The sequence below is a fragment of the Roseivirga thermotolerans genome (assembly GCF_014653175.1).
GTDB lineage: Bacteria > Bacteroidota > Bacteroidia > Cytophagales > Cyclobacteriaceae > Roseivirga > Roseivirga thermotolerans.
Window position 1 is genome coordinate 225,808 of sequence record NZ_BNAG01000002.1, and the last position, 14,581, is coordinate 240,388.

Annotated in this window: 14 protein-coding genes; 3 read left to right on the top strand and 11 right to left on the bottom strand. The window is 41.5% G+C overall.

Going from position 1 to position 14,581, the window contains the following annotated elements:
- Positions 1-54: 54 nt before the first annotated feature.
- Complete coding sequence (gene ftsH, locus IE164_RS06935; protein ID WP_189629494.1) at positions 55-2,145, bottom strand: ATP-dependent zinc metalloprotease FtsH; 2,091 nt, start codon at positions 2,143-2,145, stop codon at positions 55-57.
- Positions 2,146-2,203: 58 nt separating this feature from the next.
- A complete protein-coding gene (gene rsfS, locus IE164_RS06940; RefSeq protein ID WP_189629495.1) occupies positions 2,204-2,557 on the bottom strand; it encodes a ribosome silencing factor in 354 nt (117 codons plus the stop codon).
- Between the two features lie 105 nt (positions 2,558-2,662).
- Here rsfS and IE164_RS06945 point away from each other — a divergent pair, with 105 nt between their 5' ends.
- On the top strand, positions 2,663-3,373 hold the full coding sequence (locus IE164_RS06945; RefSeq protein WP_189629496.1) for a biotin--[acetyl-CoA-carboxylase] ligase: 711 nt from the start codon (positions 2,663-2,665) through the stop codon (positions 3,371-3,373).
- Positions 3,374-3,435: 62 nt separating this feature from the next.
- A complete protein-coding gene (gene ahcY / locus IE164_RS06950) occupies positions 3,436-4,743 on the top strand; it encodes an adenosylhomocysteinase (RefSeq protein ID WP_189629497.1) in 1,308 nt (435 codons plus the stop codon).
- A gap of 48 nt (positions 4,744-4,791) precedes the next feature.
- Here the strand turns inward: ahcY and IE164_RS06955 are convergent, their stop codons facing one another.
- The 5 genes from IE164_RS06955 to IE164_RS06975 form a co-directional block, all read right to left on the bottom strand.
- Positions 4,792-5,604: an FkbM family methyltransferase gene (locus IE164_RS06955; protein ID WP_189629498.1), complete on the bottom strand. Its 813-nt coding sequence runs from the start codon at positions 5,602-5,604 to the stop codon at positions 4,792-4,794.
- On the bottom strand, positions 5,601-6,356 hold the full coding sequence (locus IE164_RS06960; RefSeq protein ID WP_189629499.1) for an FkbM family methyltransferase: 756 nt from the start codon (positions 6,354-6,356) through the stop codon (positions 5,601-5,603). Before IE164_RS06960 ends, IE164_RS06955 begins: the two co-directional genes overlap by 4 nt.
- A 5-nt stretch (positions 6,357-6,361) precedes the next feature.
- Positions 6,362-7,951 (bottom strand): ArnT family glycosyltransferase, encoded by a 1,590-nt coding sequence (locus IE164_RS06965; protein WP_229838568.1) that lies wholly within the window; start codon positions 7,949-7,951, stop codon positions 6,362-6,364.
- A 62-nt stretch (positions 7,952-8,013) separates the two neighbouring features.
- The gene (locus tag IE164_RS06970; protein ID WP_189629501.1) at positions 8,014-8,784 is read right to left on the bottom strand and encodes a glycosyltransferase family 2 protein; all 771 of its coding nucleotides are present in this window, start codon (positions 8,782-8,784) and stop codon (positions 8,014-8,016) included.
- A gap of 19 nt (positions 8,785-8,803) precedes the next feature.
- Positions 8,804-9,517: an FkbM family methyltransferase gene (locus IE164_RS06975; RefSeq protein WP_189629502.1), complete on the bottom strand. Its 714-nt coding sequence runs from the start codon at positions 9,515-9,517 to the stop codon at positions 8,804-8,806.
- Positions 9,518-9,590: 73 nt separating this feature from the next.
- On the opposite strand from IE164_RS06975, the gene IE164_RS06980 reads away from it, so the two are divergent.
- Positions 9,591-10,154 (top strand): DUF3109 family protein, encoded by a 564-nt coding sequence (locus IE164_RS06980; protein WP_189629503.1) that lies wholly within the window; start codon positions 9,591-9,593, stop codon positions 10,152-10,154.
- Here IE164_RS06980 and IE164_RS06985 read toward each other — a convergent pair.
- From IE164_RS06985 to accC, 4 genes are read right to left on the bottom strand one after another with little or no spacing between them, the layout of a single operon-like run.
- Positions 10,151-10,891, bottom strand: coding sequence for a class I SAM-dependent methyltransferase (locus IE164_RS06985; RefSeq protein ID WP_189629504.1), 741 nt, complete (start codon positions 10,889-10,891; stop codon positions 10,151-10,153). The genes IE164_RS06980 and IE164_RS06985 overlap by 4 nt on opposite strands.
- Positions 10,892-10,903: 12 nt before the next feature.
- Positions 10,904-11,851, bottom strand: coding sequence for a glycosyltransferase family 2 protein (locus tag IE164_RS06990; protein ID WP_189629505.1), 948 nt, complete (start codon positions 11,849-11,851; stop codon positions 10,904-10,906).
- 1 nt (position 11,852) lies between these two features.
- Entirely contained in the window at positions 11,853-13,142 is a 1,290-nt protein-coding gene (locus tag IE164_RS06995; RefSeq protein WP_189629506.1) for a glycosyltransferase family 87 protein, read from the bottom strand.
- 58 nt (positions 13,143-13,200) lie between these two features.
- Positions 13,201-14,544 carry an acetyl-CoA carboxylase biotin carboxylase subunit gene (gene accC, locus IE164_RS07000; RefSeq protein WP_189629507.1) on the bottom strand — a complete coding sequence of 448 codons (1,344 nt, stop codon included), beginning with the start codon at positions 14,542-14,544 and terminating at the stop codon, positions 13,201-13,203.
- Positions 14,545-14,581 lie beyond the last annotated feature (37 nt).

The window sequence follows — 14,581 nt, forward strand, 5'->3', positions numbered from 1 at the left end:
AGCGGAAAGGGTAAAACAAAAAAAATCAGGCGGTAAGCCTGATTTTTTTATGGATTATGATTCTTCTTTAGGAGGGCTATCGTCAAGGCTGGTTTGCTCTTTCGTTTCAGCCGTTTCTTCTACACTTTCTTTTTCTGCAGCTTCTGCTTCTTTTTTTGCTTTTCCATTGCTGCTGTTGGTGTAAGCCTGGTAAGTGGTTTCCTTCTCAAAAGGACGCTTACCAATAAGGCCTTCCAAATCGGACTGGAAAAGAATTTCTTTGTCAAGAAGTTCTTTGGCCAAAATTTCCAGCTCTTTCTTCTTTTCTAATAGCAACTGTTTGGTGCGCTCATAGGCCTGAGCAACAATCTTCTTAACCTCTTCATCGATGGTTTTGGCCGTATCTTCTGAATAAGGTTTGTTGAAACTGTAGTCGTTTTGCTTGGAGTCATAGAACGAAATATGACCAATCTTGTCGTTCATTCCATAAACCGTTACTATGCTGTAGGCCATTTTGGTTACTCTTTCCAGATCGCTTAAGGCACCGGTAGATATTTTGCCGAAAATAATCTCTTCGGCAGCTCTACCACCCAGAGTCATGCACATCTCATCGAGCAATTGCTCAGTTTGGTAAAGGAACTGCTCTTTGGGCAGATACTGCGCATAGCCCAAAGCGGCTACTCCTCTAGGTACGATAGACACTTTAACCAACGGATCGGCATGTTCCAGGAACCAGCCGGCCACGGCATGTCCTGCTTCGTGGTAAGCCACAATCTTTTTCTCTTCAGGAGAAATAATTTTGTTCTTTTTCTCAAGCCCTCCAATTACACGGTCTATAGCGTCCTGAAAATCGGACATATCAACTGCTTTTTTGTCTTTTCTGGCGGCAATAAGGGCGGCCTCATTACACACGTTGGCTATTTCTGCACCGGCAAAGCCGGGAGTTTGGGCCGAAAGCTTCTTAGGGTCTACATCTTTTTCGAGCTTGATTGGCTTAAGGTGTACTTTAAAGATAGCCTCCCTACCCACAATGTCGGGTTTGTCTATGCTTATTTGACGGTCAAATCGTCCCGGTCTAAGTAAGGCATTGTCCAGTACATCGGGACGGTTGGTAGCGGCCAAAATAATTACTCCTGAGTCTGTGGCAAAACCATCCATCTCCACCAGTAGGGAGTTGAGGGTATTTTCGCGTTCATCATTAGACCCCGGCATTTGACCTTTACCTCTCGATCTACCAATGGCATCAATCTCATCGATAAAGACTATACAAGGTGCTTTCTCTTTGGCTTGCTTAAACAAGTCTCTTACTCGGGCAGCACCTACACCCACAAACATTTCGACAAAATCTGATCCGGAAAGGGAAAAGAAGGGTACGCCTGCCTCTCCTGCAACGGCTTTGGCAAGTAAGGTTTTACCGGTACCCGGAGGGCCTACCAGTAAAGCACCTTTCGGTATTTTACCACCTAGCTTTGTGAATTTGGAAGGGTTCTTTAAAAAGTCAACAATCTCTTTTACTTCTTCTTTGGCTTCATCGAGTCCTGCCACGTTGTCAAAAGTGATTTTCACTTTGTTTTCCGTATCGAAAAGTGCCGCACGAGATTTTCCAATGTTGAAAATTTGACCTCCGGGACCTGCATTTCCAGTCATTCTACGCATCATGAGCCAGAAGAAAAGGATAATGAGAATCAGGAAACCCCAGGTGCTCAGGAATTCTAAGATGGTGGTTCGGTTGTCGAACTCAATAGAAACCTTCTGGTTGCTGGGAATATTGTTTTCTCTTACAAACGTATCGTAATAGTCGCGGAAATCTTCAGCAGAAAAGAACTGCTTTTCAATTTTGTAGTGAGGTCCTGTATTGAACCCAAAGGTATTATTCTTCTCAATCTCCGTTTTGTATTTGGCATTCTCTAGAGCTTCGCCTTTGAGAGTGATTTCTACAATGTTCTGATTTTCGATATAAAGTATTTTGCCAACATCATTGCTTTTCAGCATGTTTTCAAACTTGGCTTTGGTAACTGGTATTCCTGAATTGGAATTGGTAAAGAATGAAATGGCGAAAAATAGAATAATCAGTGAGATGAAAACCCATATTTGATTATTCGGTTTTTTACCACCTCCGGGGGCTGGTTTGCCCAGAATATTCTTCTTTCTTGGACTATCTGGCATTATTCAATTATTTGAGTCTTAGATAAATTTTCTTTATAACGCTTTACTGACACAAAGGTTAGCTGGCGTTGGTCACTGAAGTGATCGCGGCATCTCCCCATAGTTCTTCAAGGCCGTAGTAAGACCTCCGATCTTTTCTGAATACATGGGCTACAACGTTCACGTAATCAATAAGAATCCATTCTCTATTGGTGAAGCCTTCCTTTCTCCAGGCTCTTTCTTTGGTTTTTTCTACCTCTTCTTCAACAGATTTAGCAATTGCTTCTATTTGTGTGTCTGAGTTGCCCGAACAAATAACGAAAAAGTCGCAGATTGCCCCTTTAACCTTACGAAGGTCCATGATGACAATGTCTTCGGCCTTTTTCTCCTCCATGCCCTTAACAACCACCTTGCTCAGTTCTTCCGAATTCATTAATGAGTTAGTGAAGTATTTTTGATTTCTTTGCGCGTAAAACTACGAAAACTGTTGTACAAAATTCCTGCTAATACCTTATTTGTCGGTAAGGCGATCTTTTATATGCCATCCTGTCATTCAACCAATGACAGTGCTCGTGAGTTGTTGCAAAACACTGCCACAACCGAAGGGGCAATAATAGTTACTGATGAACAAACCAAAGGGAAGGGGCAACGGGGTAACGCGTGGCTGACAAACCCCGGTGAGAACCTAACGCTGTCGCTAGTTTTAAAACCATCTTTTCTCAGGCTCGCCCAACAATTCTACCTTAACATGATTAGCTCCCTGGCTGTTAGAGATACAATTGCCGGTTTATTGCCTGGGGCTGTTGTGGTAGTGAAATGGCCAAATGACGTATACCTGAATGGTAAAAAAGTGAGTGGAATACTCATAGAAAATAGTTTGAAGAAGGAAGTGTTGGATAACTCGGTTGTTGGTATAGGTCTCAACGTTAATCAACAAAAGTGGAGTCTTGAAGGTGCGGTGTCATTAAGCACTGTGGCAGGTCATCAGTTTGCCCTTTCGTTGGTTTTTGAGAGACTTCTGGAATGTTTGGAGGCATATTATTTGAAATTGAAGGCAGGTAGATATGAGGAGATAAAGCAACTGTATCTGCAACACCTTCTTGGCTATAGGCAGAGGCGAAAATACAGGTCGGAAGTAGTGTTCGATGGCATAATTGAAGATGTGACTGATGCCGGACTGTTGAAGATGAGAACTTCAGGAGGTACCGAATATTTTGACTTTAAAGCAATAGAATTTATCTGGAATTAACATAAACAATTGATCGGCAGAGGCTAAGGTGTTACCTTTGCGCCTCGAAAAAAGAATATTCAATGCAAGAAACAGGAGTAAAATTCAAGGTTAAGGATATTAACCTGGCAGAATGGGGTAGAAAAGAAATTCAATTGGCTGAGGCAGAAATGCCAGGGCTTATGGCTTTGAGAGAAGAATATGGAGCCAGCAAACCACTCAAAGGAGCAAGAATAGCAGGGTGTCTTCACATGACTATCCAGACGGCTGTGCTTATTGAGACATTGGTAGAACTAGGAGCGGAAGTCACTTGGTCGTCATGCAATATTTTCTCTACTCAAGATCATGCTGCGGCTGCCATTGCCAAAGCGGGCATTCCTGTGTTTGCCTGGAAGGGTATGAACGAAGAGGAGTTTGACTGGTGTATTGAGCAAACACTTTTTGCCTTTGAAGGAGGTAAGCCATTGAATATGATTTTGGACGATGGAGGAGACTTAACGAACATGGTTTTGGATCGTTTCCCTGAGTTGGTGCCTGAAATTAAAGGTCTTTCTGAAGAAACCACTACGGGTGTTCACAGATTGTATGAGCGTATGAAGAAGGGTACACTCCCCATGCCTGCCATCAATGTGAACGATTCAGTAACCAAGTCAAAATTCGATAATAAATACGGTTGTAAGGAATCACTGGTAGATGCGATCAGAAGAGCTACCGATGTAATGTTGGCCGGTAAAGTTGCCGTTGTGGCAGGCTATGGCGATGTAGGAAAGGGTTCTGCAGCATCTCTCAGAGGCGCAGGTGTGAGGGTTATTGTTACAGAGATTGATCCAATTTGTGCACTTCAGGCTGCCATGGATGGTTACGAAGTGAAGAAGATGGTGGATGCTGTGAAAAGAGCCGATATTGTGGTGACAGCAACAGGAAATAAAGACATTATTACAGGAGAGCACTTCAAGCTCATGAGGGATAAAACCATCGTTTGTAATATTGGTCATTTCGACAATGAGATTGATATGGCTTGGTTGAACAAGAACTATGGCAGTACCAAAGTTGAAATCAAACCTCAGGTGGACTTATACAATATCGAGGGTAATGACATCATAGTGTTGGCAGAAGGAAGACTTGTGAACCTTGGATGTGCTACAGGTCACCCATCGTTTGTAATGTCTAACTCTTTCACCAATCAAACGCTTGCTCAAATAGAGCTTTGGACTAATTCTGGAGCCTACGAAAACGCGGTTTATACGTTGCCTAAGCACTTGGATGAAAAAGTAGCCGCATTGCATCTGGCAAAAATTGGAGTAGAGCTCGATACGCTTACTCAAGATCAGGCAGAGTATATTGGTGTTACGGTAGAAGGCCCATTCAAGCCGGAGCATTATAGATATTAATCTGATTCAGATAAAATAATAGAAAGGCTTCCTGAAAAGGAGGCCTTTTTAGTTTCTATTGATGTAAACTAGGTTCTCCCCACTAATGCTCTTATCGAAAGGGTATTTGGCAATAGCCTTTTCGAAAACTTCTGTACAGCCCGGTCTCATGCGTTCGTGAAGCTCTATGATGAGCAGCCTCACTTTAGGCAGCCATTCTTCATAGCCCTCCTGAAAAACACTCATTTCTGCACCTTCAATATCAAGTTTAAGAATGTCTATGCTTTCCCAACCCTGTTTGGCAATGAGATCGGCAATGGAGACGGCTTTAAATGCTCCGGCATCGGTGGCATCGCATTCTGCTACTTCAAAGGCCCAATGCTCTGTTTTCGGGTTGATGATTTTCAAGAAAGACGAATTACCCCAAATGGCGGTCTGTATGGGAGTGACATTGGGGTAATGGGCGGTGTTTTTCTTTACCTGCTCAAAATTTGAGTTATCAGGTTCAATAGACAAGACTTCAGCATCTGGGTATTTATGGGCGAAGAACACCGAGGCATAGCCTACGTTTGCTCCACCATCTAGAATGGTTTTAGGACTAAAACCTAAATCCATTTCATAGCGAATATTCATAAACACCTGCCTTAAGGTAGGCTCATCTGAAGTGCCTCTGCGCAGGTAAAGCTTATGCGGATATCCTGCTAGAGAAAACGATGTTTCTTCTCCCTGGCGGCTACTATCGAAAAAGTCTTTATAGAGTTCAAGGCCATCTGCTCCCCATTTTCTAACATACTGTTTGGGTCTGTAATAAAGCTTGAGCTTAGTTTTTAAAGGCTCATAGGCATTGTTGGCAAAGTCCTTAATTTTTCTCCTGATGCTCATAGGTGGGGCACTGGTTCAAATATGAAGTTATTACAATAAGCCTTCTTGTTTAGAATCTCTTTTTTCTCGTCCGTTGCTTGATCTCTTTCAGGATCAAACTCTACCAAGGGCCTTAGTTTACCATTCTTGTAGAAACTTCCTTTATAACCGAGATTTGTGAGGAAGTCAAATACATCAAAGACTGTCTGACTATTCAGGTGACGGTTTTCGCACTCAAATAGTAGCTTTGGTTTGTCTTTTCGAAGTAAGTCTTCAGCACCTTTAAAAACTTCTAATTCATGACCCTCTACATCTATTTTAATGAAGGAAACAGGTTGTGTTCTATTAGTCAGCAGTTCATCAATCTTAAAAACTGGAACCTTGATAGTATGTCCTTCCTGCTCGGCTCTCTTTTCAAAAGTTGCTCCTGGTGAGGTTAAACCTTCTGCTTTGGGTACGAAAAGCTCGAGCGAACCAGCCTTTGAAGAAACACCGGCATGATGTAGCTCTACATTTGAAAATTCGAATGATCTAATGCTTTTGGTTAGGTACTCATGTAAAATGGGTTGAGGCTCAAAGGCAATTACTTTGCCTTTAGGGCCTGTAGCTTTTCGAATCCAATGAAGATAACCTCCTTTATGAGCACCGATGTCGAGCACAAAGTCTCCAGGCTTGATGTTTTTCAATAAATAAGCTAGCTCGGCCTTATCATCAACGAATCGGTATTTGTATGCACGATAAAGGAATTCCGCCTTAGAAAATTTTTTGGACATGGTGTTTAGGGTCGATAGACGAGTTGAAAATTAGCAAATTTTGAATAGTCTCCATTTTCAGCCTCAATACAAGCCATGATAAACTTGGCAAACTGAGATTCACTTGGGAAATCATAGATTAGGCCTGACCAGAGCACCTTAAAATCCTTAAGTTGACCAGCGTTTTCTTCTCTGACAAGAGCTAAGGTTTCTCTTGGGTTTTGATTAATCTGCTCAATGGTAGCATCCCTCTCAGCAAATCGTTTCGCATAAAAGGGAATGTTGTGAATAAGTGTGCCTTCAATAAAAATAGGTGTTTCAGAGGCTATATCATTTTGCTCAATGATTTTACCAATCTCATCATAAGGCCTAAACTGCTCCAGTTTAGGCAATAAAGTGGCAAAAGAGATGAGAAAGAGCGAAATGATCCAGAATGGTGCTGCTAAAAGAAGGTGGTTGTTTTTTTCCTTTTTCTTAAAGTGAAAAACAACAAGCAGGCCCAACCCTACACCTGGAGCCAAATAATTCGCCACATGGAGGTTCAGTTTTTCAATAATTAAAACATGGGCCACAAGAATGAGCGCGGTTGGTATCAGAAACATCAAGCTCCAGATACCTTGAGCCAAAAGATTTTTCGGATTGAAATCTAGAAGCAATGGCACCGTCATGAGCAATAGCCCTGGGTGTGCCTGTATCATGTAGGTTGGTATTTTACCCTTAGCAATGGTGAAAATCACAAACATTACCACCACCCAACAGAGCGGAAAAGCTATTCTTTGCCAATCCTTTCTATTCAATAACCACCAAAAACAGGCATAGAAGAATACCAGAGAATAGGGCAGGATACTCCATGAGATCACTTCCAAATAGAAGAAAGGAGAGCCATTGGGTGTTCTGGATAATGCCCTTCCGAAAGTTTCGCGGTAGTAAACTTCCCAGAAGTCTTGCCCATCTTTCAGGTACATGAAAATTACCCAACTGAGGCCAATGAGTACTACAAGTGGAATGCCTATGGGGAGTTTCAGAAACTTCACATCGCGCCAAATCTCTTTCCAATCGAATGAATTGGTGATCAATGTATATAAACCGATTATCCCTCCAATCACTATAATGTAAGGGAATCCTTTGGTGAGCACTGTAAGCCCAAGGGCTATGTATGACAACCACAGGTATTTGTTCTTTCTGGATATGTAGCCCTTAAGAAAGCCATACATGGTAAGGGTAAAGAAAAAAGTTAATGGTGTTTCTGGAGAGGCATACTGTTTTACCGCCAATAGCTGAACACTAAAGGCCATCATCACTAAAGAATATACGCCTCCCTTGTCACCATAAAGGAGCCTTCCAATTTTGTAGGTGTACCAAATGCTGCCGATTGCTAATAGAACGATGGGAAGTCTGATGGCAAATTCAGTCAGTCCGAATATGGCGGACGATAAAGCGATGAGCCAGTAGGTAAGGGGTGGTTTATTGTATCGTGGCTCATAGTTATAGAAAATCTCCAGAAAGTTTCCGCTCTCAAACATTTCCCGGACAGATTCAGCATAAAAGCTTTCATTGGGAGTCCAGATATCATTGACATGAAAGTTGAAGAGATAGATTAATGATACGAATACCATTAAAAAAATCACTTGCTTTCGATGGTTAGCTTGAAGAGAAATATAAGACCAGATGCTGTTCATTAGATCGATTTCCCCTGATTTAAAAGTTTTAGGTACATGTATTTAAGAAAAGTATAATAGGCAGAAGTTTTACAAATAATAAATCCTTCGAAGCCATCTTTAAAGCCTCCTTTTATGAAGTAGTCATTCAGAAACCTAACAGGGGGGCTCACAATCATTTTGAAGTTACTGGTTCTTTTGCCCATCTGCTTCATGGCCATGGCAGCTTGCTTGGCATAAGAGGCAGATACATTTACCAAGTCTTCATAAGAAGTAAATGAGTAGTGAAGTATATCGCCCTTAATCTTGCCAATAGATGCATCCTCGTCCATTTTCACTCTCGGGTGAGGATCCAAGCCACTCCATAGTCCTTTTCGTCTATCGTATAGTCTCAATTTAGCATCCGGGTACCACCCTGAATGATTGATCCATTTGCCACAGAAATTGGTATAGCGGTTAAAGAAATAACCATCATGCTTCCAATCATTCTTCACCCTTAATACCTCAGACTGCAGCTTGTCTGACAACTCTTCATCGGCATCTAGTTGAAGCACATAGTCATGAGAGGCCTTGCTCTGGGCAAAATTTTTCTGATCCAGAAAACCATTCCACTTGTTCTCTATAAATATTGCACCTAGACCCTGCGCTATCTCTTTGGTGCGATCTGTTGAAAATGAGTCAACTACAACTATTTCATCACACACGGGCTTTAGTGAGTTAATGCACCGCTCGATATTCCTTTCTTCGTTGAAGGTGATAATGACTCCGGATATTTTAACAGCCTTTCCCATTATTGCTTAAACCAAGTGATCAGTTGTTGATGAAGATGTAGTTTCTGTGATTATCTGATTTCGGATATGGAATAGTGTCAAAATCATGAGCATCTACTCTCTGCTCTCCACTAAAGAAAAAGCCCTTGTAACCCATATTTTCCAGAAACCTGAACACATCTCCCTGAAGAACCTCTTCATGATGGCATTCGAAGAGCAAAGTGGGCTTATACTTCTTTAGGGTTTCTGATCCTCCTTTAAAAACCTCTAGTTCATGCCCTTCTACATCACATTTAATAAATGATAGCCGGCTAACATTCTTGTCTTTAAGAAAGGAGTCTAGTGCTGTTACTTCTACAGAAATCTTTTCCTTTCCAGTGGGATCGAAAAGTTTATTGTTCTCAGACTCAATCGTTGCGCCTCCGTCACCAATTTTTCTTCTATAAAGGTTCATCTGTGAAGCTTTCGATGAGAGCCCTTTGTTGACAATCTCAATGTTATTGAGACTGAATGAGCTTTTGATTTCTTTAAGAAAAGCACCTAGTTCAGGCTGTGGCTCAAATGAGATTACTTTGCCGTTTTTACCTACCGCTTTGGACATCCAATAGGTATAAACCCCTTTATTAGCACCAACATCTATGGCAGTGGTGCCTTTTAAGTCTTGAGCCAATAAATACTTTATTGACTCTTTTTCTGCACGCAATCTGAATTCCCAGAAACGGTAAAGGGTCTTTATTTTTAAGCTAAATTGCATTTGATTTAATATATAAACCTGTATTTCTCTTACTTTCGAGCCTGAACAGGTTTTAAAAAAGTTTCCAAAGATCATGATTTTAGTCGACAATGCCGTAATAAGTGACGACATCAAAGAGCAGTTCTTCGTGTGTGACCTCGAGAAGTGCAAAGGGGCTTGCTGTGTGGAAGGAGACTTGGGGGCTCCATTAGAAGAATCTGAGTTGAAGGAACTGGAAGATGCTTATGAGGCAGTTAAACCCTACTTGTCTAAAGAGGGGATAGAAGCCCTGGAGAAAGAAGGGCTTTATATCAAGGATTTTGAGGGGGACTATTCAACAACAACTATTGGTGGAAGAGAATGTGCTTTTGCCATTTATGATGAAAAGGGCATTTTGAAATGCGGCATTGAGCAAGCTTATCGAGACGGTAAAACCACCTTTAAAAAGCCAATATCCTGCGAGCTATACCCGATTAGGATTACCAAATACGATCACTACGAAGCTCTTAATTATGATCGATGGAGTATCTGTTCTGCGGCCTGTACTTTGGGTGAGAAGCTGGGGGTGCCTGTTTATAAGTTTCTCAAAGACGCCCTGATTAGAAAATATGGCGAAGCTTGGTATAATGAGCTTTGTAAAGAAATTGAGGGTGCTTAGTGGCGTGGCTTATAGGCCACACAGAAAGTACTCACTCCAAAGGGAGCATTAAAGGATTTAAGCAATTTGTTTTCAAGACTCAATAGAGCTAACAAGAGTCCATTACCTGTCGGAATACGCTCAATATCACCATGAATGTTTTCAGCCTTGGACTTAGTTAGGTTATTCAACTTTCTTTTCAAATAAAGAGGGAAGAAAAGGGTTACATTCCAATAGCTTGTTCTTTCAATTCGGAAACCTGCTTCAGATAATTTACGGCTTAATTCTTTCTTTGTATATCGCCTGTAATGCATGTTCACTTCATCATGCTGACTCCAAAGAAACATATAGGCCGGAACAAAAACATAAAGCCGTCCACCTGGCTTCAAAGTATTAAACCAGTTTTTAAGTGCCAGTTTGTCGTCTTTCAAATGTTCAAGGTTGTCTGAAGCAACAATGATATCGAACTGTTGATCGAAATCAGGAGAGTGCCCATCCATAACAAAGGCATTTTTTAAGCCATTGCTTTTGCAGTTGCTGATAGCCTCAGGGCTAATATCCAAGCCATAAAGATGATCCGGATTAAAGCCATTCAATGCCAACTCTTTGAGTAAGATTCCGGAAGAACATCCAATGTCGAGAATTGAAGAATTTCGATCAGTTTCCTTGAAAAGTTTCAGGATGAATTCTCGTCTTGCTTTGAACCAAAAATGATCCGTCTCTATGTCGTGGTATTTTTCCTCGTAGGCTTTTTGCATCTATTGCCAGGGTTATTCTTCTACTTTTTTATTCTTTATTTTTTCCCGAATCACAAACAGAGGCCGTTGCTTTATCTGGAAGAAAATTCTAAGTACATATTCGCCTATCAGTCCTAAAGAAAGCATTTGAATGCCTCCAAACAGTACCAACACAAACAATAAGCCCGTAAAACCTTCCGGCACGTTTCCATAAATTAGCTTTTTGGCCAGTACATAGAACAGGTAGCCCAGAGAAGATAGAATGGTGAGCAAACCTAAGTTTGTTATGAGTTTAATAGGAAACTCACTGAAGTTAAATATCCCATTAAATGCCAGTTGCAAGAGCTTCTTCAAGGAGTATTTCGATTCGCCAGAGATTCTTTTCGCCCGGTCATACTCTACTCCAATTTGCTTAAAGCCAAGCCAGCTTCGCATACCCCTCAGGTATCGGCTCTCTTCCGGCATTTCATTCAATAACTTCGCCATTCTGGCGCTAATCAGAGAAAAGTCTCCGGCATCCAAAGGAATGTGCACAAAGGAAATTTTATCCATTATACGATAAAAAGTAGCATAGGCCAGCTTCTTCAGAACTCCCTCTTTTCGGTTTTTTCTGATGGCGTAAACCACATCATAGCCTTCTTCATAAAGCTTATAAAACTGCTGTAGTAGCTCCGGTGGATCTTGAAGGTCCGCATCAATAATAAAGACCGCTTCGGTGGCTGAAATTTGTCTTAATCCGGCAGAAAGTGCTATCTGGTGTCCAAAGTTTCTGGATAGAATGATCGATTGAAATCGCTCGTCTTTCAGTGCCAGTTCCCTTATTAACAGAGCTGTAGAGTCTGTGCTTCCGTCATCCACAAGTATTACCTCAATCTTTTTGTGGAAGGAGTCAATAAGCTTTGTCAGCCTCTCGATCAGTTCTGTGAAAACATCTTCTTCATTATAGAGTGGAATTACTATACTGACTTCTGGCTTACTCATTTTAATCTTCAGTTGATTTGTAGTCTAACATCGAAGGTTTAACCTGAATATAGGCTATTAGTAGTGCAACTATACCAAATGTCATGACCTTATAGAATTGTGTCTGATCATACAAAGCCTTACCAATTATATTGGACGATGTGAGGTTGGTCAAGACAAAGTAGATAATAATTGGGATGAGTATACTCTTCTTAGTCTTCCAAAACGAGCCTTTTTCCTCTTTTGTATAGTAAAGGTATATACTGAGGTAAAACAGAACTGGAAAAATATAATAGAAAGAGTATTTATTCTGTGCAGGGAATATAAGTGGAAAAGCAAAACTGATGTATCCGAACTCCCAGAAAAGCTGCTTCCAGTCGGTTAGTCTTTTGAAAGGAGTCCACTTGGTAAAATGCAGAGTGAGAAGAACTAATAGCACGCGGACAACATTGGTAATGGTTCCGGCTAATTCATAAGAAATAGACATAATGTTCCTGCTGCCTGAAATTCTATCGTCAGGCATTTCTGTTAAGTAGGCGTAGATAAAGGCCGAAAGGTTATAGATACCGGTTTTAGTCTCCAACGTATATTCACTATTCATTGGGTTGATAATGCCATACCACTCTTTAATGAGGAAATTGTTGTACTCCCAACCTACAAACAGGGCAGGGAGTAAAACCAGAATCACGACCCATAACACTGTGTACACCGGAGTTTTAAGGTTGCCCCTGAATACAAAATAGGCAATGAGTACAAGCGGCATTATCTTGGTTATAATAGCCAAACCGAGCATTAACCCGGCCAGAATGTCTTTGTTTTTCTTTGATAAGTACAGCGAATAAAATGAAAGGAATACCAGGATGATGGTGGTTTGACCCAGCTCAAAATTTTGCCCAATCAAACGGATACAGAGGAAGAGCGCGATTCCGGAAACCACAAAAAATGCCTTTGTATCATCTAGCAATTTGGGGAAGAAGTCTTTGAAAAGAACCAGCGTTTTCACTACCAGAAAGGCATTGAAAAATAACCATAGGAAGATATAAAACTGCTTTGGGAGTAACGAGATAGGATAAAGTGCAATTCCGAAAATTGGTGCATATCTATACTGAGCATGTGGAGTCACTATTCCATCAGGCTCTGTTTCTACCATGTCCGCATCAGCATAAGGGTTAGCCCTCTGGTCAATCATTACCCTGCCGGCAGCTATATAGATGCGGTAATCGGCAGCTTGTTGGGTGGTAAATCCAATGGATAGTAGTGTCAGGATTATGTACAGATAAATCCTTTGCCTTTGGTTGAAGAGGTCTTTCATAAAAAACGCCAGTCTGTATAGACTGGCGTAAGTATAAGAATAAAAGATTCTTTTTGTCTTATAATTTCGAGAAATCGAAAGTCTCTAAGTATTTGGTGGTGAAGTTTCCGGATTTAAAACCTTCGTCTTCCATTAGCTTAATATGGAAAGGAATTGTGGTTTTAATTCCTTCAATTACAAACTCCTCCAAAGCACGCTTCATTCTCACAATTACTTCTTCTCTTGATTGGCCACTTACAATAAGCTTGGCAATCATTGAATCGTAGTTGGGCGGAATGGAATAACCTGCGTAAACGTGACTATCTACTCGCACACCGTGACCACCAGGAAGGTGGAGGTTGGTTATTTTTCCGGGAGAAGGTCTGAAGCCATGTGCAGGATCTTCGGCATTGATTCTACATTCCATAGCATAGAGCTTCGGATAATAGTTTTTACCGGATATAGGAATGCCTGCGGCTACTTTGATTTGTTCTTTTATCAGGTCAAAGTCGGTTACTTCTTCGGTAATTGGGTGCTCTACCTGAATACGGGTGTTCATCTCCATGAAGTAGAAATCACCGTGTTTGTCGAGCAGAAACTCAATAGTTCCTGCTCCTTCATACCCAATGGCTTCCGCAGCTTTAATAGCTGCAGCTCCCATTTTATCTCTAATCTCCTGAGTAATGGCCGGAGATGGAGTCTCTTCAACGAGTTTTTGATGCCTTCTTTGAATGGAACAATCTCTTTCAGAGAGGTGGCAAGCTCTACCTGTGCTGTCGCCTACTACCTGAATTTCTACGTGGCGGGGCTCCTCAACAAACTTTTCCAGGTATAGGCCATCATTGCCAAAGGCTGCAGCCGATTCCATCTTGGCATCGTCCCAGGCCTTTTGGAATTCTTTGTCGGACTTAACAATCCGCATACCTCGGCCACCGCCTCCGGCAGTTGCTTTAAGTATAACGGGATAGCCCATTTCGTTCGAAAGCTTTATTCCTTCTTCCACAGAGCTCAATAGGCCGTCAGAGCCGGGTATGGTAGGTACTCCGGCTGCTTTCATGGTTGCTTTGGCCGTGGCTTTATCGCCCATTTTGTCGATCATGTCGGGGCTGGCTCCAATAAACTTGATGCCGTATTCTGCGCATACTCTTGAAAACTCTGCATTTTCAGAAAGAAACCCATAGCCGGGGTGTATGGCATCGGCATTGGTTATTTCTGCTGCAGAAATAATATGAGGTATTTTAAGATACGACTGATTGGAAGGGGCGGGGCCAATGTTCACGGCCTCATCAGCAAATCGAACGTGCAAACTGTCTTTGTCGGCAGTAGAGTAAACGGCCACAGTTTTAATGCCCATTTCTTTACAGGTACGAATAACCCTGAGGGCTATTTCTCCTCTGTTTGCTATTAATATTTTCTTAAACACGGTTGGTTCTTTTTGGATGAAACTAATGAATAGAACG